This window comes from uncultured Rothia sp. (assembly GCF_916049665.1).
Lineage (GTDB): Bacteria > Actinomycetota > Actinomycetes > Actinomycetales > Micrococcaceae > Rothia.
This window is the reverse complement of the sequence record NZ_CAJZIE010000037.1, coordinates 1-22,707: the sequence shown is the minus strand read 5'-3', so window position 1 is coordinate 22,707 and position 22,707 is coordinate 1. Positions and strand designations below refer to the sequence as shown.

The 22,707-nt window shown below is 59.7% G+C and carries 20 protein-coding genes and 1 tRNA gene; 1 reads left to right on the top strand and 20 read right to left on the bottom strand.

What is annotated here, in order from left to right; all coding sequences use genetic code 11:
- Positions 1–245: 245 nt before the first annotated feature.
- On the bottom strand, positions 246–2,216 hold the full coding sequence (locus QZ540_RS04990; protein WP_294628182.1) for an NHL domain-containing thioredoxin family protein: 1,971 nt from the start codon (positions 2,214–2,216) through the stop codon (positions 246–248).
- A gap of 415 nt (positions 2,217–2,631) precedes the next feature.
- Here QZ540_RS04990 and QZ540_RS04985 point away from each other — a divergent pair, with 415 nt between their 5' ends.
- The gene (locus QZ540_RS04985) at positions 2,632–3,870 is read left to right on the top strand and encodes an alpha-hydroxy acid oxidase (protein WP_294628180.1); all 1,239 of its coding nucleotides are present in this window, start codon (positions 2,632–2,634) and stop codon (positions 3,868–3,870) included.
- Positions 3,871–4,003: 133 nt separating this feature from the next.
- Here QZ540_RS04985 and QZ540_RS04980 read toward each other — a convergent pair whose 3' ends face one another.
- From QZ540_RS04980 to QZ540_RS04890, 19 genes are all read right to left on the bottom strand, one after another.
- Complete coding sequence (locus QZ540_RS04980) at positions 4,004–4,756, bottom strand: preprotein translocase subunit SecD (RefSeq protein WP_294628178.1); 753 nt, start codon at positions 4,754–4,756, stop codon at positions 4,004–4,006.
- Positions 4,757–5,035: 279 nt separating this feature from the next.
- The gene (locus QZ540_RS04975) at positions 5,036–5,746 is read right to left on the bottom strand and encodes a transcriptional regulator (RefSeq protein WP_294628176.1); all 711 of its coding nucleotides are present in this window, start codon (positions 5,744–5,746) and stop codon (positions 5,036–5,038) included.
- Between the two features lie 224 nt (positions 5,747–5,970).
- Positions 5,971–6,672: a transcriptional regulator gene (locus QZ540_RS04970; RefSeq protein WP_294628174.1), complete on the bottom strand. Its 702-nt coding sequence runs from the start codon at positions 6,670–6,672 to the stop codon at positions 5,971–5,973.
- Between the two features lie 275 nt (positions 6,673–6,947).
- Positions 6,948–7,661, bottom strand: a complete 714-nt coding sequence (locus tag QZ540_RS04965) for a hypothetical protein (protein ID WP_070604206.1) — start codon at positions 7,659–7,661, stop codon at positions 6,948–6,950.
- A gap of 219 nt (positions 7,662–7,880) precedes the next feature.
- Positions 7,881–8,735 carry a hypothetical protein gene (locus tag QZ540_RS04960; protein ID WP_294628171.1) on the bottom strand — a complete coding sequence of 285 codons (855 nt, stop codon included), beginning with the start codon at positions 8,733–8,735 and terminating at the stop codon, positions 7,881–7,883.
- A 570-nt stretch (positions 8,736–9,305) separates the two neighbouring features.
- Positions 9,306–9,593, bottom strand: coding sequence for an HU family DNA-binding protein (locus tag QZ540_RS04955; protein WP_005506733.1), 288 nt, complete (start codon positions 9,591–9,593; stop codon positions 9,306–9,308).
- Positions 9,594–9,685: 92 nt separating this feature from the next.
- On the bottom strand, positions 9,686–9,991 hold the full coding sequence (rpsN, locus tag QZ540_RS04950; protein WP_005506731.1) for a 30S ribosomal protein S14: 306 nt from the start codon (positions 9,989–9,991) through the stop codon (positions 9,686–9,688).
- 2 nt (positions 9,992–9,993) lie between these two features.
- Complete coding sequence (rpmG, locus tag QZ540_RS04945) at positions 9,994–10,164, bottom strand: 50S ribosomal protein L33 (RefSeq protein WP_004005967.1); 171 nt, start codon at positions 10,162–10,164, stop codon at positions 9,994–9,996.
- A gap of 3 nt (positions 10,165–10,167) precedes the next feature.
- The gene (gene rpmB / locus QZ540_RS04940; RefSeq protein ID WP_004005966.1) at positions 10,168–10,404 is read right to left on the bottom strand and encodes a 50S ribosomal protein L28; all 237 of its coding nucleotides are present in this window, start codon (positions 10,402–10,404) and stop codon (positions 10,168–10,170) included.
- An 823-nt stretch (positions 10,405–11,227) separates the two neighbouring features.
- Positions 11,228–12,040, bottom strand: a complete 813-nt coding sequence (locus QZ540_RS04935) for an SGNH/GDSL hydrolase family protein (protein ID WP_294628169.1) — start codon at positions 12,038–12,040, stop codon at positions 11,228–11,230.
- A gap of 84 nt (positions 12,041–12,124) precedes the next feature.
- Complete coding sequence (locus tag QZ540_RS04930) at positions 12,125–13,318, bottom strand: siderophore-interacting protein (RefSeq protein WP_294628166.1); 1,194 nt, start codon at positions 13,316–13,318, stop codon at positions 12,125–12,127.
- A 29-nt stretch (positions 13,319–13,347) separates the two neighbouring features.
- On the bottom strand, positions 13,348–14,181 hold the full coding sequence (locus tag QZ540_RS04925) for an ABC transporter ATP-binding protein (protein ID WP_294628164.1): 834 nt from the start codon (positions 14,179–14,181) through the stop codon (positions 13,348–13,350).
- A complete protein-coding gene (locus QZ540_RS04920) occupies positions 14,181–15,233 on the bottom strand; it encodes an iron chelate uptake ABC transporter family permease subunit (protein WP_294628162.1) in 1,053 nt (350 codons plus the stop codon). The genes QZ540_RS04925 and QZ540_RS04920 overlap by 1 nt, the downstream gene beginning before the upstream one ends.
- Positions 15,230–16,204, bottom strand: a complete 975-nt coding sequence (locus QZ540_RS04915; RefSeq protein WP_294628160.1) for an iron ABC transporter permease — start codon at positions 16,202–16,204, stop codon at positions 15,230–15,232. The genes QZ540_RS04920 and QZ540_RS04915 overlap by 4 nt, the downstream gene beginning before the upstream one ends.
- Positions 16,205–16,271: 67 nt before the next feature.
- Positions 16,272–17,339, bottom strand: a complete 1,068-nt coding sequence (locus QZ540_RS04910; RefSeq protein WP_294628158.1) for an ABC transporter substrate-binding protein — start codon at positions 17,337–17,339, stop codon at positions 16,272–16,274.
- Positions 17,340–17,654: 315 nt separating this feature from the next.
- Positions 17,655–19,853 (bottom strand): acyltransferase family protein, encoded by a 2,199-nt coding sequence (locus QZ540_RS04905; RefSeq protein ID WP_294628156.1) that lies wholly within the window; start codon positions 19,851–19,853, stop codon positions 17,655–17,657.
- Positions 19,854–19,980: 127 nt separating this feature from the next.
- Positions 19,981–20,054, bottom strand: a tRNA-Thr gene (locus QZ540_RS04900).
- 230 nt (positions 20,055–20,284) lie between these two features.
- Positions 20,285–21,163 (bottom strand): thioredoxin domain-containing protein, encoded by an 879-nt coding sequence (locus QZ540_RS04895; RefSeq protein ID WP_294628154.1) that lies wholly within the window; start codon positions 21,161–21,163, stop codon positions 20,285–20,287.
- 442 nt (positions 21,164–21,605) lie between these two features.
- Positions 21,606–22,349: a DUF6891 domain-containing protein gene (locus tag QZ540_RS04890; RefSeq protein WP_294628152.1), complete on the bottom strand. Its 744-nt coding sequence runs from the start codon at positions 22,347–22,349 to the stop codon at positions 21,606–21,608.
- Between the last annotated feature and the right edge of the window lie 358 nt (positions 22,350–22,707).

Below are 22,707 nucleotides of genomic sequence, written 5' to 3'. Positions count from 1 at the left end.
GACATCAGGGTGTCCGAAGCGAAGCGAGGACGGGTGCCCCTGTAGGAGCGAGGATGACCCGGTCCTTTCGCCTCCGTTCATCCTAAAGGCACAAAGGAACCGGTACTATCCGCAGCGGTATCAGGGCGGCACAGCAGAAAAGGGTCAGTATTATCCGTAGCGACATCAGGGTGTCCGAGCGAAGCGAGGACGGGTGTCCCTGTAGGAGCGAGGATAATACTGACCCTTGATTCTTTTATAGGTTCCTAGTTGATACCGCGAAGGTCCAGGACGAGTTCGCTTTCGTCTGCCTCGTCACCGGTCACGATGACGGGAATGCCCCAGTCCTGCTGGTAGAGGTGGCATGCTGCGTGCTCGGGGATGTCACCGTCGGGGGTGCCGTCGCAGGCGGCGGCACGGGCGGTGATGTGCAGGACTGCCTCGGTGATTTCGGGGTTGAGTACGAGGGTTCGGGTCAGTCCGGTGGAGGTGCCGGCACCTTCCAGGATGAAGTTCTCGGGGGTGGATGAGATCTTCAGCTGGGTGGGGTCGCCCCAGCGGGTGTCGAGCTTCTGGCCGGTGGGCACGGTGAATCGTGAGACGAATTCGAGAGTGCCGCCGGTGAGCTTGGTGGAGGGGCGCGCGGTGGTGATGGCGCCTTCGTCGACGTGCTGTGCCTTGGCGGGAATGGAGGCGCGCACGAGCTGGTGGGCGTTGGTTTCCACAATGATGAGGCGCGGTTCTTCGCCGGGTACCTCTTCGACGAGCAGGTCGGAGGGTTCGTCGAGGCCGCGTTCGAGGGTGCCGAGGGTGCCGGTTGCGGGGTCCCAGCGGCGGATGGCGCCGTTGTAGGTGTCTGCGACTGCGATGGAGCCGTCGGGCAGCTCGGTCAGGCCGAGGGGGTGCTGCATGCGGGCGGTGTCCGAGTCGCCGTCAACGAAGCCGAAGTCGAACAGGCCCTTGCCGACAGCGGAGGTGACCTGTACGCCATTGTCGGTGAAGGTGACGTGGCGCAGGCCGCTGGTTTCGGAGCAGGCGACCCAGAGGCTGCCGTCGCGGGCTTCGATGATGCCGGAGGGCTGGGCGAACCAGGCTTCGGCGGCGGGGCCGTCAGCGAGGCCTTCCACGCCGGAGCCTGCGAAGATGCTGACGGTGCCGTTGACGGGTTCGTAGCCGAAGAGCTGGTGGGTGCCTGCCATGGCGATGATGAACTGGCCGGCTTCGCGGGAGTAGACGGCATCCCAGGGTGAGGAGAGCGCAATTTCGGTGGCGGGCACGCCAACGGGGATGTGGTTGGGGTCGCCGGTGACGGCGTTGTCGCCGTCAATGACGCGCTGCACGCCGTTGCCTGCGAGGGTGCGTACTTCGCCGGTGCGCAGGTTGAGGGAGCGCAGACGGTGGTTGACGGTGTCGGCGACGAGCACATCGTAGCCGAGCTGCTCGCGCAGGTTCTCGGGTACGAGGGCGAGGCCGGCGGGTTCGTTGAAGCGCGCTTCGGTGCCGGTGCCGTCGACGTGGCCCTTAACGGGGTGGTTCACGGGGTCGTCGCCGCCGCCGTAGGTGTTGATGACGGTGTTGAGGTCGGCTGCTACCTGCAGGATGCGGTGGCGCGCGCTGTCTGCAACGAGGTAGGTGCGCTCGCGGTTGCCGAAGAGGTTTGCGGGGCCGAATTCGGCGGGCAGTTCGATAGCCTTGCCGGGGAAGGCGTAGGTGCCGGCTGCCTTGGGGCGGGGCACGTAGGGGCCGTCGCCGCGGTGCAGAGTGCCCTTCGCCTCGTGTTCTGCGACGAGTTCGCGTACGAGGGAAGTGAGGCCCTGTACGTGGCCTTCGCCGGAGAGGTGGGCGACGATGTAGCCTTCGGGGTCGACGACGACGAGGGTGGGCCATGCGCGGGCGGTGTATGCCTGCCAGGTGGTCAGTTCGGGGTCGTCGAGTACGGGGTGGGTGATGTGGTAGCGGTCGACGGCTGCGGCGAGCGCTACGGGGTCTGCTTCGTGCTCAAATTTGGGGCTGTGCACACCGACGGTGACGAGCACGTCGGAGAATTCTTCTTCGAGGGGGCGCAGCTCGTCGAGGACGTGCAGGCAGTTGATGCAGCAGAGGGTCCAGAAGTCGAGAATAACGATTTTGCCGCGCAGATCCTGCAGGGTCAGGTTCTTATCGCCGGTGTTGAGCCAGGCTCGGCCTTCGAGTTCGCTGGCGCGCACGCGTACGGTGCGGGTGGTGTTCTCGCTCATGGGTTCTCTCTCCTGTTGGGTGCGCCGTGTGTGGGCGCGATGGTTTGCTGTCCCCATTATGCCAGCGTGGTGGGGGTGGTTCGCTGGGAGTTGAGCTTTGTGAACGCGGGAGGTAAGGGCTCGTCATATTACGTCATATTTGCGTGAGTTGAGGAGTGCGAAAGTGGTATGCACGGGTTTGGGAATCGTTGCATCTCATTCATTCGTCATGCCCTCCGGTACCGATACGCAGGGGCACCCCCAAAATATTTAACTTAATAAGTTAAGCCTTACCTAACTATTGATTAACTCAATCCTTAATTTTTAGACTAGAAGGGTGCGGTTTTTCGCACACCATTCTGCGGGACTCGCCGATGACCCCGCCCCCACTCAAGGCCCGCCCTGCAGGCGGCGCCCCCCAAGAGAAAGGCCTCCCATGGTGCAACGTCAGCTCCCCAAGCCCAGCGAACTACTTGAGTTTATGCAATTCAAGAAGCCCAGCCTCGATTTTGCAGGTAACCGCCTACAGAGCGCACTGACCATCTACGATTTGCGCCGCATCGCAAAGCGCCGCACACCCGCCGCCGCTTTCGACTACACGGACGGCGCCGCGGAAGGTGAACTGTCGATGACCCGCGCCCGCCAAGCCTTCGAGGATGTCGAGTTCCACCCGGGCATCCTGACGGATGTTTCCACCGTAGACACCACCACGCAGGTACTGGGCGGTACCTCCGCTCTACCCTTCGGTATCGCCCCCACGGGCTTCACACGCCTCATGCAGACCGAGGGCGAGATTGCCGGATCCGGCGCGGCGGGGGCAGCGGGCATCCCCTTCACCCTCTCAACCCTGGGTACAACCAGCATTGAGGATGTACGCCGCGTCAACCCAAACGGCCGTCTGTGGTTCCAGCTGTACGTGATGCGTCAGCGTGAGATTTCCTACGGCCTGGTCGAGCGTGCCGCAAAGGCCGGCTACGATACGCTCTTCTTCACCGTAGATACGCCCATTGCGGGGGCGCGCCTGCGCGATAAGCGCAACGGCTTTTCCATTCCGCCCCAGCTTTCGCTGAAGACAGTGGCGAACGCGATTCCGCGCCCGTGGTGGTGGTATGACTTCCTCACCACGCCCAAATTGGAGTTCGCTTCACTCTCCTCGACAGGCGGCACGGTGGGCGAATTGCTGGACGCTGCTATGGATCCGTCCATCAATTACGAGGATCTTAAGGAAATCCGTGAGTTGTGGCCCGGCAAGATTGTCATTAAGGGCGTGCAAAACGTGGAGGATTCCAAGAAGCTGGCTGATTTAGGCGTGGACGGCATCCTACTGTCGAACCACGGCGGCCGCCAGTTGGACCGCGCTCCGGTTCCCTTCCACCTGCTCCCGGAAGTGGTTCGCGAGGTCGGCAAGGACACCGAAGTTATGGTGGATACCGGCATTATGAACGGCGCGGATGTGGTGGCCTCGCTGGCCTTGGGCGCCAAGTTCACGCTGATTGGCCGCGCCTACCTATACGGACTCATGGCGGGTGGCCGCCGCGGTGTGGATCGCACGATTGAGATCCTCTCGGAAGAGGTGCGCCGCACAATGCGCCTGCTACAGGTCAGCTGCGTTGAGGAACTCGAACCCAAGCATGTGACGCAGTTGCGCCGCCTGCAACCCATTCCGAAGATTTAAACCCCTCCATCCCCGAGTGAGAAATAATTAAAGACGCCCCGCACGCATCACTATCGGATGCGCGCGGGGCACTTGGTAAGCCCTATTCTGGTGGGCTGTTCTGGCTGTTCTGCCCGGAGGCAGGCGCTAGTTTTTACTTAGCGCCTGCAACCTCGGAGAGGTCACCAATCTTGGTGGGCTTGACCGGGGTCTTAGCGGTGCCGCTGAAACCGTCGATACGGCCAGGTGCCTTCGGGGTCTCGATGGTGGAGACGTCGGTCGCCTTCTCGAAGGTCTTGGTGTTCAGCACGGATGCGGTGCCGTCTGCATTGACGACGGTGTAGAGGTTGTCCTTGGGGTTGGTCTTAATCCAGGAGCCGTCCTCTTTCACGACGATGGTTGTACCGTTGGAGTCGATGCTGGTCCACACACCGGTGTTCTGGATGCTGACGATAGCGCCGTCCTTGGCTTCGAATGCGGCAAGTTCATTGGTGTAGTAGACGGTGCCGTCGCTGGTCTGCACCTTCTTCACGCCGGACTGCTCCTTGAGCTGCTCCAGGGCTTTCTTGCTGGCGGTGTAGCCTGCGGAGGCTGCCTGCTCAGCGGATTCCTGACCCTTCTTGAGTGCTTCGGTTGCTTCGCTGGGCAGACCGCTAGGTGCACTGATGGTGCCCTGGGTGGTCTTGGTTTCTGCCTTGGTGGTTTCAGCTGCTGCGGAGGTGCTGCTTTCGCTGGTTGCCGCTGCGGAGGTGCTAGCGGGTGCCGAGGCAGTTGCGGAAGCGGTTGCAGAAGCGGATGCGCTTGCCGATGCGGTGGAGTTGGAGTTGCTGCCGCTGTTGCCGCCGCAGGCTGCGAGGCCGAGGGCACCGGCAATGGTCAGGGACAGAACAGCAATAGACTTCTTCACTGTAGTTTCTCTTTTCTGTATGCGCCGCTCTGCGACGGCGCAGTGCGTGGTGTGGTTGACCTGTACACGGGCTACCCGGTGTACGCCATCATGCTAGCACCGTGACCTGAAAGCTCCCTGAGATGTCGCGTCGCAGGTGGCCCCTCCCCCGCTACTTTCACGGCTCTTCTCATCACGGTTTGAAGACACAGAAACGCCCCGCACGCATCACGTTCGGATGCGCACGGGGCGTTCAAGCTTTGAAAGGCGCTACGAGCGGCTACCCCTGTACCGGTCTGCCTACTCGTGAGTCTTAGCGCTGGTCGGCTTCACGCCTTCCTTCGGGGCGGTGCTGTAGCCGTCCACGGGGGCCGGGGGCTTGGGCAGTTCCAGCGACTTGTAGTCCTGGGAGTATTCACCGGTGACAACGTTCGTGATGGTAGCTTCACCGTTCTCATCAACAGCGATGGTATCGCCGTTGGTCTTGATGACGCTCCAGTCACCGGATTCGCTGACGCTGCTGAGCGATCCGTCGGGGCTAACGCGGATCCAGCCGCCGTCATCCTTAATCAGGATGTAGTCACCGTTCTTAGCTTCGACGATGGAGGCGCCTTCCTTCGTGTCGGTGTACACGGCGCCGTCAGCGTTGGTGCTCTTCTTAGTGCTGGGGTCCTTCTTGGCCTGTTCAGCGCCCTTCTTGAAGACGTTATATCGTTGCTTACCGATTCCGACTGCGGCGTTATCACTGGAGCTGCTATCGGTGCCCTTGGTATCTGAAGAGCTCTTCTCAGATGCGCTTGCCGAGCCGGATGCCGATGCGCTTGCCTTGGACTCGGAGGATGCGCTCGCGGAAGCGGTAGCCGAAGCGCTCGCAGAGGCAGTCGCCGATGCAGACGCACTCGCGGAGTTGCTCTGGCTTTCGGCGGGTGCCTTGATGTTGGTGGGGCTGCACGCGGCAAGGCCGAGGGTTGCGGCGAGGCTCAGGGACAGAACAGCGATAGACTTCTTCACTGTGTTCTCTTTTCTGGTAGATCCCGAACTGCGCTGGGCGTCCGGGGTGTCCGTTATGGGTGGGATTTGTTGAGCGGGCGTTATTTCCCGCGTCCAGCCTAGCACCTCATCCTGGCGGTACTCTGCAAGCGCACAGAAACGCCCCGCACGCATCACGTTCGGATGCGCACGGGGCGTTCAAGAGTTGAAAGGCTCTACGAGCGGCTACCGCTGTACGGGTCTGCCTACTCGTGGGTCTTGACGCTGGTCGGCTTTACGGGATTCTTCGGGGCGGGCAGGTCTCCCACGGGAGCCGGAATCTTGGGCAGCTCCAGGGACTGGTAGTCGCCCGAGACCTCCGAGGTCTTAATGTTAATCATGGAAGCTGCACCGTTCTCATCAACGCTAGTTATTTCGCCATTAGGATTGACAGCAATCCAGGCGCCCTTATCATCCACGGCGACAACCTCGCCTTCAGGGGTCACACGTACCCAGCTGCCGTCGTTCTCAATGCTGATGTAGTTACCGTTCTTAGCTTCGACAACAGCGATGCTTCCGTCAGGGGCAGCGTACACATTGCCTTCAGTGTTCGTAGTCCTCTTGGTGGAGTGATCTTTCTTAGCCTCTTCGACGATTTCCTTGTAACGCTTGTAGATCTGCGGACCGTAGTTGCTATCGGTGGGGTCCGTAGGAATGGCGGATGCACCCGACAAGCCACCCTTCTGGCTTCCGGATTCCTTGGCGGAGGAGCTCGAGCTATTTGGGTTTGCAGATGCGCTTGCCGAGGTAGCTGTCGAGGTGGATGCGTTCGCAGACGCGCTGGAGGAGGCAGACGCGCTCGCGGATGCACTCTGGCTTTCGGCGGGTGCCTTGGCGTTGGAGCTACAAGCTGCAAGACCGAAGGTCGCGGCGAGGCTCAGGGACAGAACAGCCATAGACTTCTTCACTGTGTTCTCTTTTCTGGTAGATCCCCGTGCTATGCCGGGGAGACCTATAGTGTGGTTGTTCGTTGAGTGAGAGTTGAGTGAGAGCTAGATTCTGAGCGCCTCCCTAATCCTAACAACAGTTATGCGAAGCTTCCTATTTTCCCTAGGAGTTCAGCGCAGCTTGAAGACGCAAAACGCCCCGTGCACATCACGCTCGGATGCACACGGGGCGTCTTATAGGGTCAGGGGCTGTTACGCTCTGGTAGCGTCACAAGCCGCTGTTAGCTCTTTGCAGCTTACTTGGGCTGTGCGGGCTTGACGGGGTTGACCTTAGCCTGTGCGGGCTTTGCGGGAACCTTCGGAGCCTTCAGGTCTGCCTTCTCGCCGCCAACGATGGAGGTTACTTCACCGGATGCGTCCACGGATGCCTGCAGGCCGCTGTTAGACTGGATGGTCCAGGAGCCGTCAGCCTTAACTGCGACCTGGCCGTTTGCGTCCTGGCGGCTCCAGGAGCCGTCAGCCTGTACAGCTACCTGACCTTCGTCACCCTGAATGGACCAGCCGCCGTCCTCGGAAGCAATAACGTCGCCCTCAACGGCGGAGGAGGAGTTACCCTCGGAGTCCTTGGACTCAGCCTTGGTGCCCTTCTCGTCGGACTCTACCTTGGAGGAGTTACCCTCGGAGTCCTTAGCGTTGACGGAAGCCTTGCCGTCTGCGCCGACCTTCACGTCTGCGGAGTTGCCCTCGCCGTCGTTAGCCTTGACGGTGACGTTGCCGTCCTTGTCAACCTTCACGTCTGCAGAAGCGGAAGCAGATGCAGCCGAGGTGGTTGCAGCTGCAGAGGATGCCTTAGCCGATGCGCTTGCGGAAGCAGTCGCAGAAGCAGATGCGGATGCAGTCGCGGTGGTGGTGGAAGAGGACTGGGAGCCACATGCGCTCAGGCCCAGTGCGCCTGCGAAGGCGATGGACAGAACCGCGGTGGTCTTCTTCATTGCGGGGGCGAATGCCATTATTTCTCCTTGTGGTTGTTAGTATGGTGCGGCTAGTTGGCGACGTATTCGCGTCGTGCGCAGGATCCTTGTGGGATTCCATAACGATTATCGGTGTAACCAACCGCGTTAATTCTATCGAGTTTGGGGGGCTTTTATCCGAGCCACCGGGCGTTTATCCGCATTCTAGCGGGTGGGATATCCCACGTTTCTGCCCGGTTTGTCGGCTGGTCACATCAGTTAGTTACGGGGAGTGACGGGCTTGACGGGGTCCACGGTAGCACCGGCAGGCTTGAGAGGGACGCTGGGTACCTTAACCGCGCCTTTGCCGCCGGTCTGTTCCCAAGTGCCGTTGGCTTCTACCTCGATCACGCCGTTCTCGCCGGTCTGCTCCCAGGAGCCGTCAGCATCAACCTCAACGACGCCTCCATCGCCAACGCGCTCCCAGGAGCCGTCAGCTCGTACCTCAATGATGTCGCCGTTGGGGGCGTGGTAGGACCAGCCGCCGTCGGTCTTGATTTCGATGAGGGTGTAGCCGTTGGCTGCGCTGACGGTTCCGCTGTCGACGGTCACGGTGCCGGAGCCGTTCGAGCCGCTCTTGGCGGAGGTCTCGCCTGCCTTCTCGTCGACCTTTGCGGAGGAGCCCGAGTTGCTGGAGCCCGAGTTGTTCGATGCCGAGCCGCCGTTGACGGTTGCGTTGCCGCTAGCGTCGGCGGTCACGCCGGTTCCGTTCGCGCCGTTGACGGTTACATTACCGTTGGCGTCTGCGGTGACCCCGGTACCATCAGCACCGCTGACGGTCACACCGTTTTCGGTGACGGTGACGGTACCCTGGGAGCTGCTTGCGGTTGCGCTCGGGGAGGCTGCGTCGCTTGCCTTGACGGTGACCTTGCCGTTGCCCGCGTTGACTGCTGCGTCAGCGGTGGAGGTTGCCTTGGCGGTTGCGGTTGCGGTGGGTGCCGGGTTGGAGGTGTTCTGCGCGCCGCAAGCGCTCAGGCCGAGTGCTGCGATTGCTGCGAGGGACAGGGCTGCCGCGCCGGTGCGGAAGCGACGGTTGGGGGTCTGTGCGGAAGTATGCAGTGCGGGGCGTGCCATGAGGTGGTTCTCCTTGTGCATCCCGGAGGGTCAATCGTCCGGGGTTTGTATGGTTGATTTTCCGGTTGGGTGGGGCCGTTGTGTATGGTGTGTGGCTTTTCCTTCGCCGGTGATTCCAGCTTAGGGTGTGAGTCTAAGATTGAGCTTTAGTTTGCTGTGTTTAAGCTGTGTCCGATCGGCAATGTATAAGTATTTTTCTCAGCAGGGTTTGATAATCGCGGTTTTTCGCTCAGCTCATGCATAGCTTTCTGCTCATATGCATAAATTTTCTTTATTTTTTCTGTAGCCCATCGTAGCTTCCCCTGTGAAACCGAGCTACTTTCTGTGTCTTATGCTCGAGTTAAGGGTTAGGGTCTTGAAAACCCACCTTGTGCACGCTCCCCGCCACGCGTGCCCTCGCAGCTCCCCTCAGCACCGCCTCATCGGTAGCACCTCGCTAGCCGCGCTACCTCACCGGTACCGCCACCTCCCGACAACCCGTACCTCCGTCACCAAGAGAGAGCATCTGGGCATACTAAAAGACCCCCACCGTATTGGTGGGGGTCTTTAGCAGATTCAAAGTCTCAAGAATTACTTCTTCTTAGCGACTGCTGCCTTCAGCTTGGAGCCTGCGGTCAGCTTCACGCCGTGACCGGCGGGAATCTGGATGGTTTCGCCGGTCTGCGGGTTACGGCCGGTACGAGCTGCACGGTCGGTGCGCTCGATTGCCATCCAACCGGGGATGGTGATCTTCTCGCCCTTGGAGACGGAAGACTCGAAAACCTGGAACACTGCGTCGAGGACTGCGTTTACAGTTGCCTGGCTCTTGCCAGACTTCTCTGCAACCTCTGCAACGAGTTCGGTACGGTTCTTAGCCATTAGGGTGCCCCTTCCAGAGACTTAAGGTTTGAGTCTAAAGCGAGTGACCGTCGGTGACGACGGAAAACCGTTTAGGAACTAAAATACCAGATTTACCAGCTGGACTTGGTGATACCGGGCAGCTCGCCGCGGTGTGCCATCTCGCGGAAGCGCACGCGGGAGATACCGAACTTCTGGAAGGTACCGCGGGGGCGGCCGTCGATCTGGTCGCGGTTACGCACGCGAACGGGGGAAGCGTTGCGGGGCAGCTTCTGCAGTGCCACGCGTGCTGCTTCGCGCTCCTCGGGGGTAGCGTTCTCGTCGATCAGGGTCTTCTTCAGCGCGATACGCTTCTCGTTGTAGCGAGCGACGATGACCTTGCGCTGCTCGTTGCGAGCGATCTTGGACTTCTTAGCCATTCTTAGCGCTCCTCTCGGAAGTCAACGTGCTTGCGGACGACGGGGTCGTACTTCTTCAGCACCATGCGGTCGGGGTTGTTGCGGCGGTTCTTACGGGTCACGTAGGTGTAACCGGTGCCAGCAGTGGACTTGAGCTTGATGATAGGACGGAGGTCCTTAGCCTTGGATGCCATTTACTAGATCTTCTCCCCGCGTGCGATGATTTCTGCAACAACGGCATCGATGCCACGAGCATCGATCACCTTGATGCCCTTAGCGGACACGTTCAGGGTTACCTTACGACGCAGCGAAGGAACCCAGTAGGTCTTCTTCTGTACGTTCGGGTCGAATCGACGCTTGTTGCGGCGATGCGAGTGCGAAATGCTGTGTCCAAAGCCGGGAACAGCTCCGGTCACCTGGCAGACTGCTGCCATGTTTCACTCCTTTATTGATTGACTTTTATGACGGTACGCAGTCGATGTTACTCGTGAGCGTCCCGCCACCAATGTAGAAGCACCGGGTTATTCGCCGGGCTAGAGTGTTTGAGATCGTCACGTGGGTGAGAGGCCACGCATCGATCCCCGCCGCGGGAAAAACGGTGAAGCTTATTAGTGTCGAGAGGCGTTTCCACCACTACGAACAGCGTTAAATTCTAGGTAAATACGGGGGTTCGTGCAAGCCTGCACGCCGGATTTTGCCTTAAAAATCCGCGGAATCTCGGTGTTCTGAGCCGATTGCACCTCGTTTAAGCGAGGCACTCGATTCGCGGATGCGCGCTTGCCGCCGGGCGGCAAACATACCTACCTATTCTACCAAAAATGGGTATTTTTGCAAGTCCAGATGTTTTTAAGGGATTCTTTAACGCCCCTAGTCAGGCGTTAATGCACCGATTTAAGAACGGGCGTTCTCTATGTGACCGGGAATAAATTACACCGGTGAAATTCATGTTGTGAGATTAACAGCTTAAGCCGGATTTAAGCCGAAAACGGCCCCGCGCCACCGCTTCTGACGGTATGCGCAGGACTGTTAAACAGGCTTAAACACGCGTTTAAAGAGCTTTTAACTCTCGTTTAAACGCTTCCGCCCCGGTTTTAAAGGGCAGTTTAAGGGGTAGTAACGGTACAGGTAGCGGCGGTTTTACCGCCCCCGTTACGGCGTAGATGCGAGCGCAAATACGGTACAGATACCGCGCAGGGCACTCCCCCGGCGTACAGTTCTACGCCGTACCGTGAGCCACCGCAGCCCTAGTTCTTCCGCCTAGTTCTTCAGGCTTGCCGCGGGCACCCACTGCGGGTACTTGGGGCTCACGCCGTCACCGGAGCTCGTGCCCTTCAGTCGGCGGCCAATCCACGGCAGGGCGAACTCGCGAACCCAGCGCGCCTCCTGCTCGATCTTCTCACGAGCGGTCAGCTGCACCTCCGGAGGCAGTACCGATTCGGTGACCACGCCAGGCAGGCCGAGCTGCGCCAGCACGCGGGATGCGAAGCGTTCATGGCCGAGATCGTTCATGTGCAGACGGTCATCAGCCCACAGACGCCAGTCGAGGAAGTCATTCCAGCGCCAGTAGTCAATAATGTGCACGCCGTGGTCTTCGGCGATGCCGCGCAGTAGCTCGTTGTAGGTGGCGGTGCGGCCGCGGGTGCGGGCGAAGGGGCCCTGGCCCTGTACATCCAGGCCGGTTACGGTAAGCACTTCGATTCCTTCGCCGCGCAGGGTTGCGAAGGCTTCGTCCACGTGGGTCATGAGCTGGTCAATATCCACGTTGGGGCGCATGATGTCGTTACCGCCGCCGTAGAAGGTGACGAGGTTGGGCTTCAGCTCCAGAGCAGCCGGCAGCTGTTCTTCGAGGATGGGAATGAGCAGGCGGCCGCGGATAGCAAGGTTTGCGTACTGTGCCTGCGGGTCTACTGCGCCGATACCTTCGGCAACGCGGTCTGCCCAGCCGCGCAGTCCGTTGGGGCGGCGGCGGTCAACGTCGCCCACGCCTTCGGTGAAGGAGTCGCCGATTGCTACGTAGCGTACTGATTCACCGTTGAGCTTGCCGTTGGAGTCTAGGAGCGGGGTCGTCATTGTGTCTTCTTTCCGGGCGTCTGTAGAGTTTAGCCCTTCTATGGAAGAAGCCGGTACACCCGCGCGGTGTACCGGCTTCGTCGCTTAGCTTTCGGTGCGTCCTGTTTTCCAGTATCCCATGAATGAAACATCATTTTTGGGAATGGACGCCTCCTGCACGCAGATACGGCGCAGGGTCTTGACAACCGACGCCTCACCCGCAATAAACACGTAAATCTGCGGGTTCTCATCATCTGCCAGGGTCCAGACAACCTCGGTTTCGTCGTCACAATCTGGGGAAGGCTCAGCAGCTACAGGGGCACCTTTAGAATTCCACGCACCCAAACCCAGAGCCTTACGCAGACCAGCGGTCAGGGCTTCGCCTCGGGGCGCATCTTCGCGAGCACACCAGTTAACGGTGAGGTTCGGTAACTCACTCAGTGCAGGCAAGTGCGGATAAGGACCGTCCCACAGCGTGGTTAGGCTGTCGGTTGCGTGAGGCACCTCTGCGATGAGCTGGATTTCGGCAGGCTTCTGATCCCCGGCAGCATAGTCCGCAAGGATAGAGAGAGCGGCGGGTACCGCGGTTTCATCCACCGCGAGGATGATGCGCGCGGCGCCACCACTCGACCAAGAGGCCCACAGAGGCTGACCCGCCAAGGGCGCGAGGATAGAGACTCTATCCCCCCTCTCAGCAAGGCTTGCCCAGGTAGCACCGGGGCCCATGCGTTCAACCCCGTCGGAACTTACCTCGGTGTGGAGTACAAAGTCGAGATCGATTTCGGGCAGAGCGGAGTCGATACCTGGCGCGGCAGGTAGGCTTACCCCGGCAGGGATGAGAGGCGCAACAGGCAGGGCCTCGATCACCTTGCGCAGAGCAGCATCAGGATCGTGCAGGCGGGAGGCGCGCAGAGTGTATGTACGCATCCAGCCGCGTTCGGTATCGGGCAAGGCGAACCAGTCCTGCCGCCATGTGTCGGTGAGGTCGATGTGCACCGGCTCAGGGTTTAGGCGCGTGATGCGTCCATACTCGTCGTGTTGGACGGCGGGCGGCACGAGCAACTTAACGTAGCCGTCCAACACGCCGCGGTAGGAACCGAGCTCGCCCTCACTCCTGGTAGTATCCTGTTCCCCCACCGCATGTGTGTCGGCATTTAGCCCACCCAACGCGACCGGGTTCACGGCGTAGCGTAGGGAGGGACCGGTCAGGCTGACCCGCACGTAGGAAGGGGTCAGCCGCTCCACACGGCTCACAGCCAGGGTGAAGATGCCATAGGCGTTATCACCATGTGTGCGCACACGGCGTCGTTTGATGCGCTCCCCCACGGCTACTCGCGCTCCTGGCCCGCTACACCGTGGTTTGTGGGGATGCGCGGGTGCGGTACAACCACGACGCTTCCGTCATTGAACGGGTCTGCAACTTCGGCTTTCAGCCCGAAGATGGTGTGCAGGTTCTCGCGGGTGAGTACGTCGTGTGCCTCGCCCTGGGCAACGATGGAGCCGTCCTTCATCGCGACCAGGTAGTCAGCGACTCGGGCGGCGAGGTTCAGTTCATGCAGCACCATGATCATGGTGGTGCCGCGCTGCTCGTTGAGTTCCGAGAGCAGATCGAGTAGCTCCACCTGGTGTGCCAGGTCGAGGTAGGTGGTCGGCTCATCCAGTAGCAGGATATCGGTTTCTTGGGCGAGCGCCATGGCAATCCAGACGCGCTGGCGCTGACCGCCGGAGAGTTCGGTGACCTGTCGTTCTGCCAGGGACATTGTATCGGTGGCTTCGAGAGCCCAAGCAACCGCCTCGTCGTCTTCGGCGCTGTTCCGCTTGAAGAGGCCCTGGTAGGGGTAGCGGCCGCGCGAGACGAGGTCGGCGACGGTGATGCCTTCGGGTGCGATGGGGTGCTGGGGCATCAGCCCGACCATACGCGCGAACCCCTTCATGGAGTACTCGTGAGTGGATTTTCCATCCAAGGTGAAGTCACCGCTGAGAGGCTTGAGCAGCCGGGAGACACCGCGTAGCAGGGTGGACTTGCCGCAACCGTTCGGGCCAATAATCGCGGTGATTTTGCCCTTCGGAAATTCAAGGGAGAGGTCTTTGACGATGGTGGTTTCGCCGTAGCCGAGGCTGACGTTCTCTACTTTGAGGGTGCGTTCGGTGATTTCTTTCATTATTTTCCTTCCTTTTGATTCTGCACGAGCAGCCAGATGAGCAACGGCGCGCCCATAGCACCGGTCAGAATACCTACGGGGAATGAGATGGACGGGAAAAGGTTCGCCGCCACGAAGTCGGCAAGCACCACGATGGTTGCGCCCACAAGAGATGCTCCCAGAATCGTGTGGCGGCCGCCAATAATACGACGGGCGATAGGTCCCGCGACGAACGCAACGAAGGCAATGGGCCCAGTAGCCGCAGTGGCGACAGCGGCCAAGAGTACACCCAAGCCGATGTAGTACCAGCGGATGAAACCCACCGGCACACCCAGACCGTGCGCCAGGTCATCACCCACGGCTGAGGTCTTTAGGTGGTTGATACCCCAGAGGATAAAAGGCAAAAGCACCAGCAGAGCTATGAGCAGAATACCAATGCGATCCCAGTTGGCGATGCTGAGGGAGCCGACCATCCAGACGGTCGCGCTACTAGCCTGGCCGATAGACATGCGTTCGAGCAGGTAGGTGACGGCCGCGTTGCAGAGCGCAGCCACGCCAATACCCATCAGGATGAAGCGGTTCCCCACATTGCCTTGTCCCGAGGCCAGAAGCATCGTGACGACCGCAGCGGCGAGGGCGAAGACGATTGCGAAGAGCGAGACGCTGAATCCCGAAGCACCCCAATAGACCATGGAGAGCACCGCGCCGAGGGAGGCGCCGTTGCTAATGCCGATAATATCTGGGCTAGCCAGCGGATTGCGTAGGAGCAACTGGAAGATGGCACCGGCGCATCCAAAGGCGATGCCGGCGAGAGCACCAAGGACTGCGCGGGGAAGTTTGTCCTCCATGACGATAAACCTGGCCCCTCGTACGGGTACTTCACCACCGGTGACCAAGGTCAGAAAGTCGGGAATGGTAACGGTATAGCTACCCAGCAGAACGCGTACAGCCATGGCAGCCAGGAGCGCGAGGGCCAACCCGGAGAGTCCAAGGATGGGGCGGCGCATTTCGCGGCGACGGATAGCGCGTAGCTCGGCCACCCCGCCGGTAGCGTTACGATGCGGGCTCATCATGAGAGGCTCGCCCCCTTAGACCGTCGAATCAGGTAGATGAAGACAGGCACGCCCACCACAATGGTGCTCACGCCCACCTGAATTTCCTGCGGAGGCATCAGCACACGGCCGAGCGTGTCGGCGAGCAACAGGATAACCGCGCCGAAGAGTGCAGAAGCAGGCAGAAGCATTCGGTAGTCCGCACTGATGAAGGAACGCATGGCGTGCGGGGCCATGAGGCCGAGGAAAGCGATGGGGCCCGCGAGCGCGACGGCGGCGCCGACGAGTAGGGTTATACCGATAAAGAGAATGAACCTTCTTCTATTGACGTTTTCGCCAAGGGACGCAGCCATGTCGTCGCCAAGGGCGAGGTTGTTAATGGTTCGGCTTCCCGTAAACAGGATGAGCGCACCAACAAGCAACAAAATCCCCGAGGGGAAGAGGTTCTCCAGATCTTTACCCGCGATGGACCCCACCTGCCAGCGGCGCAGATCATCCAGGGCGTTCTGGCGCGTCAGAATCAGAGCGCTGGTGAGCGATCCGAGCCCGGCGCTGAGGGCCGCACCCATGAGCGCCAGCTTAACGGGGGTCGCGCCGTCCTTGCCGATGGAGGCAAAGGCGTATACCAGAGCGGAGGCCGCGGCGGCGCCTACGAATGCGAGCACGGAATACTCGGTTGTGCTCTTCACGCCGAGGAAGGTAATACCGGTGACCACGGCAAAGGCTGCACCGGAGTTCACCCCGAGGATTCCGGGGTCGCCGAGCGGGTTGCGGGTAATACCCTGCATACCGGCTCCAGCGAGGCCGAGGGCGGCACCGATGATGAGTCCCCAGATGGTTCGGGTAATACGCGCATCGATAACGGCGCCTTCGATACCTTCCGGGCTGTGACCGGTCAGGGTGTTGAGCACAGTAGCTGGGTCGATAAATCGAGTGCCAACGAGCAACGATAGCGCGGCGGCAACGCAGGTGAGGGCAATGAGGAGACACAAACGGGGCAGGCGCCGGGTGCTGTGTACACCGCGGGCCTGCCCGTGTCCCGAGTGGGGATGGCTCACGTTACTTGGAGCCCTTACCGTTCTTGATAGCGGTGGAGAACTTCTCCAGAATGGAGGAATTCTTCACGGCCCAGGTCAGCGACAGCGGGGAGGCAGCCGAGAGGGCCAGACCAAGGTGCTTATCGGATTCGAAGATAGCGGCGTTCTTCTTCAGGGCAGGGAGAGCAGCGAAGAGCGGATCTGACTTAATCTTCTCCACGTCAGCGGGGTCGTTGACCCAAGCCCAGAGCACGTCGCATTCAACCTGGTCGAGCACTTCGGAAGAGATGGAGAGGAAGACGCTCTGCGCATCCTTGGAGTGTTCAGTGACGTAGGGTGCTTCAACCATGCCCCAGTCGGTAAAGGTCTGGGGGCGGGAGTCCTTGGCGGTGTATGCGCCGAGGGTTTTCTTCTCGACATCAAAGTAGCCCGCGATGAAGCTTGCACCAGCGAGGTTGCTGTACTTGGAGGTTGCTTCCTTCAGCTTTTTGGTGGTCTCGTCAATGAGCTTGGTAGCGGCGGAGGGGGTACCAAGCATCTTGCCCGCCTGCTCAACGACTTGTTGCCAGGATACTTCGAACATGCCTACGCCCTTGGGGGCGGTCACGACGGGTGCAATGTCGGAGAGCTTCTTGTAGATTTCGGCGCTCATATTGCCGTAGGGTGCGAAGATAACATCCGGAGCGAGCTTGGCGAGTTCCTGATAGGCGGGGCCGTCGGCCTCGGCGTAACGGGTAATGTCGTTCAGGCTCTTGCCCATTTCCTTGAGCTTGGCGTCGAACCAATCGGTGGAGTCGTTGGAGTTCTGGCCCCAGCTGACCTTGGGGATACCTGCGGGCACCACGCCAAGGGCGAGCAGTGCGTCGGCGTTCTTCCAGGCGTTGACCACGGCAATCTTGGTGGGGGCCTGCTTGAGGACGGTATCACCGTAGTCGCTGGTAATCGTGATGGGGAATGCGCCCGCTTCGGCGCTCGCGGTGGTGGTTGAGCCCGAGGTACTGGAGCCGTTGCCGGTAGAGCATGCGGCGAGCAGGCCGGCCAGTGCGGTGAAAGATGCACCCTTAATGAAGGTGCTACGTGAGATGGTCATTGTTCTCCTTGTTGGAGCAGGACGCAGTCGGACGAGCCGGGTGCCGCTTTGTTCCGCGGAGGGGGTTACTTCAGTCCGGAAGGGATCATCGTGTGCTGTCGTGCTCGACTCTGTGGTGTTGTCTATAAACCAGGATTATTAAGGCAACCCTAAGATAATTTTAAGTTAGCCTATCCTGATTTCATATTCAACCATGCATCACTATATAGACCCACAGAGTCCATTTGCCACTGCAGTTCCTCCTAATACAGCGGATCCCCCGCACTGTTCATACTTCTGTAGAACAGCACGGGGGATCCGCTGTATTGGCGAACTTTAGAAGTTCACTTTTCCGTTGACGAGCCAGCCGCCTTCCGCTGCACGCTGGAACACTTCCTGAGCCATGGTGCGGCTGTAGGTCTTGGAGACATGGTTGTCATCGATGTAGACGTAGATGTTTCCGACCACGGGGCTGCAGGTGCCATCCGGGCAGTACACGTCTGCCAGGTCGACCATGACGGCGCCCTGTCCGCGGTACTTGTCGAAGACTTCCTTTGCGGGGTTTTCGGCAGCGTACTTTTCGCTTGCGGGTCGTGCGCAGGAGCTCTTGTCGGCGCCGGCCTTCTGAGCGCATTCGTAGATGTTGTACTCGAAGCGCGGGTTATCGCGTAGACCGATGACCTGGATTCCTGCTTCGGTGAGACGGCGTACCGTCTCGTCGAGGCTCGGGTCGATGCGTTCGTCGTTCGAGCGGGCCTGGGCGATGGTCGCGATGAGGACCACGGTCTGCGGCTTACGCTTGAGGATTTCCTCGGTCATCTTGGTGTTGAATTCCGAGCATTCATTACTAGCGTTAACGGCGCGGACCGGGTACTGGCAGCCACCGAGCAGGTAGGCCTGCAGGTTGGTTTTGGTCTGCTCGGCGATGGGCTTGAAGGAGCTCAGCACCTGTTCGGCGTGGGAGTTGCCGATGACCATGGTCAGCGGAACGTCGTCGCCGCCGTTCTTCTGCAGGCTGCAGTACTTGGCGAGTGCCGGGTCGGAGGGTGCGAAGGCGCCGGTGCAGGTGTCGCTCAGGCCTTCGTACTGGGCTTTGACGTCACCGCCGGAGGGGATGGGGTTGTCGATGAGCCCCTGCTGGGCGCCGCCGATAGCGCGGGCGCCGGGGTAGTTTTCGGTGACGGTCTGTACCTTCAGTTCGGCGTTCTGCTCGGACTGGGCGTTGCGGTAGCCGATCCAGGTCTGTGCGGCGGTCAGGGGTACGCCGGCGACCAGGAAGATGGCGAGGATGAAGGCGAGCTGGTCGGCCCAGGTCTTGACGGAGAAGACGGTCTTGAAGCGCATCTTCATCATGAGCCAGGGTACGAAGGGATCCTTGCGGTAGCGCAGCGGCTTTTCGACGAAGCGGATGAGCAGCCATGCCAGGCCGATGGAGGCAAGGATGATGATGGTGCCTTCGATGATGTTCACGCGGGAGGTGCCGACGGCGCTGCTGTAGAGAATGAGGATGGGCCAGTGCACCAGGTACAGGGCGTAGGAGATGTTACCCAGGTTCTGCAGGGGTGCGGAGACCAGCAGTCGGTCAATGCCCCAGCGGCTGTTGGTGCGGCCGGCCATGATGACGAGCGCACCGGAGAGCACGGGCCACAGGGCGAGGTAGCCGGGGAATGCTCGTTCGACGGGCAGGATTGCACCGCAGGTGACCAGGCCGATGATGCCGACCCAGCCCATGACGACTCGCGCCTTTTCGGGCGCCTTCCATTTGAGGGTGAGCATCGCCAGCAGGGTGCCGATGGCGAACTCCCACAGGCGGGTGCGGGTGTCGAAGTAGGCGAATCCCTGGTTGGTGTCGGTTTCGACGATAGAGAAGGTTAGGGATGCGACGAACACCGTGTTGAAGATGAATACCGCGGTGGTGAAGAGGTTCCCGCGGAATCGGTGTACGAAGTAGGCTACTGCGGCAAAGAGCAGGGGCCAGATGATGAAGATCTGCCCCTGGATGGAGAGCGACCAGAAGTGCTGGAAGGGCGACTTCACAGAGGCGTTTTGGGCGTAGTAGTCCACGGAGCTGAACGCGAGGTTCCAGTTCTGGAAGTAGAACAGGGAGCTCGTTGCGTCGGTAACGGTTTGCGACCAGCGGCTGGGCGCGAGCACGAAGAAGGACGCAATCGTGGTACCCGCGATAACCACCGTCGCTACGGGCAGCAGTCGCTGGAAGACGTGCAGCCAGTAGTTGAAAAGTTTGAGGGGTTTGCCTTCGTTGATCTTGCGCATGAAGGAGAGCGAGAGCAGGAAGGCGGAGATGAAGAGGAAGACGTCCACACCGCCGGAGACTTTGCCGAACCAGACGTGGTAGAGCACCACGAGGAGCACGGCGAAGGCGCGCAGGCCCTGGATTTCGGGGCGGAATCCTCGCGATTCGATGAATTCTTCGAGGGGGTAGTCGTTGTTTTCGCGTGCTTTGACGGTGCGCAGCGCCGCGGTACGGGTGCCCTGCGAGGCGGTGGCCTGCGGGGTTCCGGAGGTTTCAGACATACTTGGTTCCTCAGGGCGGGTAGACGATGTGTTGGTGCGGGTCCCTTAGACACTCGAGGACACTCGCTACAATAAAATCCTGATCCGCACCTCTGCTATGAGGCTGGTGCGAACCAGGATTTTTCTGAGCCCCCTACCGGATTCGAACCGGTGACCCTCTGTTTACAAGACAGATGCTCTGGCCAACTGAGCTAAGGAGGCAACTTGTCCAGTGTACCCTATTCTCGTGGTTGAATCTGCTTAGTTGTTCTTTGGCGGTTTGCTTGAGAATGCTTCTGGATTGTGCCGGTTTGATTCGTTCGTTTCCTTCGTTTTACCCCCTTAAGAACACCACTTCTGCTTGATGCTCATCCGCCCCTCAAACTCATCACCCTGTACAGAAGAACCCGGTAGCCTCACGCCGAGGTTACCGGGTTTTCGTATCGAAGCGGTTACTTCTTCTTAGCTTCGATCTTGCTCTTCAGGAAGGCGCTGAAGTCGTTGCTGGTGTACTGGTCACCATCAACGAAGACGGTGGGGGTACCCTTAATACCGTTCTTTGCGGATTCAGCGTTGACCACGTCCACGAAGGGGCGCCACTTGCCTTCGTTCATATCGGAGCCGATGGACGCACCGTGCTTAGAAGCGATGTCGGCGATCTGCTGGTTGTTCATGTCGCCGCGGCCCTGGTGAGTAAAGATCTCACGCTGGTAGTTCAGGAATTCGCTGGTGCTGACCTGGTTGGCCACGGAGTATGCTGCTGCCGCGTTACGTGCGGAGTAAGCGGTGGGCGAGGAACGGTCCAGGAAGGTCAGGTTGCGGATTTCCAGGGTGATGGTGCCGTCTTCGACGAGCTTCTGGATTTCTTCACCGTACTTCTTCTCGAACTCTGCACAGTGCACGCAGTTGTAGTCCTGGAAGATGGTCACGCGAACGGGCTGGCCGTTCTTGGCTGCTTCTTCAGCGGTCTGCACGCCCGGGGGCATGGTGTTGACTGCTGCTGCGGTTCCGTTGACCATGGGGGTTACGGAGGAGGTCGAGGTTGCGAGCTGTTTGAAGTCGCGGGTCTCCTGGGTGGAGGAGTTTTTGACGATTCCGTCCTTGGTCAGCACAATGCCACCGTATTCGTTGGCGCTGGCGGGCACGGGGCCGCTTTCTGCTACCTTGGTGTTCTTGTTGCCGTTGATTACGACGAAACCGATGATACCTACGATGACGAGGACCACAGCGAGTACGCCGAGCTGGAGCCAGCGGCGGCTTGCCTGGCTGGGGCTCTTCTTGGCCTGCTGTGCCGCAATCTGGCGGGCTTTTTCGCGGGCGTCGGTCGACATGCCTGCTCCTTTGGTTGGGAATATGGGTGGCGGTTCGTCCACTTCTTCTAGCCTACTCCTTATGGAGTACGCACCCATCAGGGCAGAGGTTCAGAGTGCCAGTGCTCGTCTGAGCTGGGTGCCTTCTGATCTCTGCGGGGCGTTCTAGAGCTCAGCTTCCTGCCGTATATGGCAGCTTAAAGCTATGTTGGGCAGTTCCTATCATGTGGACAGGTTCTGTCTTTTCTCTAGTGTGGACGTACCGCGCTACCCGTCTAGCCTACCGAATGGGTGCCTTATCGGCTAGTTAATACTCTGACTGAGATACTGTGATGTTTGTTCTCACGCTCTTAGCTTATTTTCCTTGTAAACTTTCGTAGCATTGGGAGGTGCCACTCCCCTCTGCCACAAGTAGCGCACAAGTATAGCGCCGAGGCACCCATCCGGTTCAGCTCACCAGCTGCTAGGGAATGTTGTAGATTTCCACTCCCCCAATGAACGGGCGGGTGTCGAAGTTCCCCTTCCACTCCACGTTCAGGCCGTACTTCTCCAGTACGGGGATAATGGTGTCCTTCATGAGCTCCACGGAAAGCTTCTTGTGAAGAGCACTAATCTCTTCCTTCTGCGCATCGCTCAGCGCGTTCCATTCATTTTCGTCCCTGGGGTAGGCGAGGAAGGAACCGAACCCAACGTAGGTACCACCGCTCTCAGCGAGGCTTTCGGTGTCCTGCTGGTGGAAGTAGATGTATCCCTTCCATTCACGGCTATCGTCGATCTCGTCCCAGATTTCTGCGGAGGCGCAGGTACCGCAGCAGGTGAAGTTCTGTCGTGCGATAACTCCTTCTTCTTCCAGGGCTGCGAAGGCACGGTTGAGGTTAGAGTTCTTCTGCATTTCGGGGGTAATGCCCAGCTCAGCAGCAAAGGCACGACGACGCTTGATGAGCTCTTCCACGTAGTCCTCTACGCGCTTTTCCCAGAGCTTGCTGTCTTCGTTCTCCCCATCGTATTCCAGACCGAGTACGTCCATCACATAATCGGTGATGGTTTCTACGTACTGCTCAGTATCAGATTCACCCATGAACAGCAGGGGCCAGATGGGCCAGAGCAACTCGGCTTCGTCTTCTTCATCCAGCCCCCATTCTTTGGGGAAGGGCGGGTCGAGGCGTTCTTCGCTCCAGCGTTCGTAGATGCTCTTCTCATCGGCCATGATGATGCTCCTTTGCGTGTTCTCTACTCGTTCGGGTAGAGATGTGGATTGATTGCTCTTGTTGTTAAGGTACCAAGAGTTCCTCCACCGTGCCCTCTAGTTCGTCATTCAGGCGGATCTGTGAACTCCCCATCTCGTTACCTCTGCAGTAGGCTGGCACGCTGTCGGGCTGGCCCTGCAGCCTTGTTCCTCCACTTCTCTGCTGCGTCTCTGTACTCTGCTGAGTTATGGGGCTTTCGCTCCAAAGAGTTTTTGGGTACACAAAAAGAGGGGAAGACCTATAAGGTCTTCCCCTCTTGAATAAAAAAACCCGCGGTGACCTACTCTCCCACACCCACAAAAGTGCAGTACCATCGGC

Excerpts from the sequence above, each read along its gene's own strand:
- QZ540_RS04990 (WP_294628182.1), bottom strand. The coding sequence starts at position 2,216 with ATGAGCGAGAACACCACCCGCACCGTACGCGTGCGCGCCAGCGAACTC.
- QZ540_RS04985 (WP_294628180.1), top strand. The coding sequence starts at position 2,632 with ATGGTGCAACGTCAGCTCCCCAAGCCCAGCGAACTACTTGAGTTTATG.
- QZ540_RS04965 (WP_070604206.1), bottom strand. The coding sequence starts at position 7,661 with ATGGCATTCGCCCCCGCAATGAAGAAGACCACCGCGGTTCTGTCCATC.
- QZ540_RS04960 (WP_294628171.1), bottom strand. The coding sequence starts at position 8,735 with ATGGCACGCCCCGCACTGCATACTTCCGCACAGACCCCCAACCGTCGC.
- QZ540_RS04955 (WP_005506733.1), bottom strand. The coding sequence starts at position 9,593 with ATGGCTAAGAACCGTACCGAACTCGTTGCAGAGGTTGCAGAGAAGTCT.
- rpsN (WP_005506731.1), bottom strand. The coding sequence starts at position 9,991 with ATGGCTAAGAAGTCCAAGATCGCTCGCAACGAGCAGCGCAAGGTCATC.
- rpmG (WP_004005967.1), bottom strand. The coding sequence starts at position 10,164 with ATGGCATCCAAGGCTAAGGACCTCCGTCCTATCATCAAGCTCAAGTCC.
- rpmB (WP_004005966.1), bottom strand. The coding sequence starts at position 10,404 with ATGGCAGCAGTCTGCCAGGTGACCGGAGCTGTTCCCGGCTTTGGACAC.
- QZ540_RS04935 (WP_294628169.1), bottom strand. The coding sequence starts at position 12,040 with ATGACGACCCCGCTCCTAGACTCCAACGGCAAGCTCAACGGTGAATCA.
- QZ540_RS04925 (WP_294628164.1), bottom strand. The coding sequence starts at position 14,181 with ATGAAAGAAATCACCGAACGCACCCTCAAAGTAGAGAACGTCAGCCTC.
- QZ540_RS04920 (WP_294628162.1), bottom strand. The coding sequence starts at position 15,233 with ATGATGAGCCCGCATCGTAACGCTACCGGCGGGGTGGCCGAGCTACGC.
- QZ540_RS04910 (WP_294628158.1), bottom strand. The coding sequence starts at position 17,339 with ATGACCATCTCACGTAGCACCTTCATTAAGGGTGCATCTTTCACCGCA.
- QZ540_RS04905 (WP_294628156.1), bottom strand. The coding sequence starts at position 19,853 with ATGTCTGAAACCTCCGGAACCCCGCAGGCCACCGCCTCGCAGGGCACC.
- QZ540_RS04895 (WP_294628154.1), bottom strand. The coding sequence starts at position 21,163 with ATGTCGACCGACGCCCGCGAAAAAGCCCGCCAGATTGCGGCACAGCAG.
- QZ540_RS04890 (WP_294628152.1), bottom strand. The coding sequence starts at position 22,349 with ATGGCCGATGAGAAGAGCATCTACGAACGCTGGAGCGAAGAACGCCTC.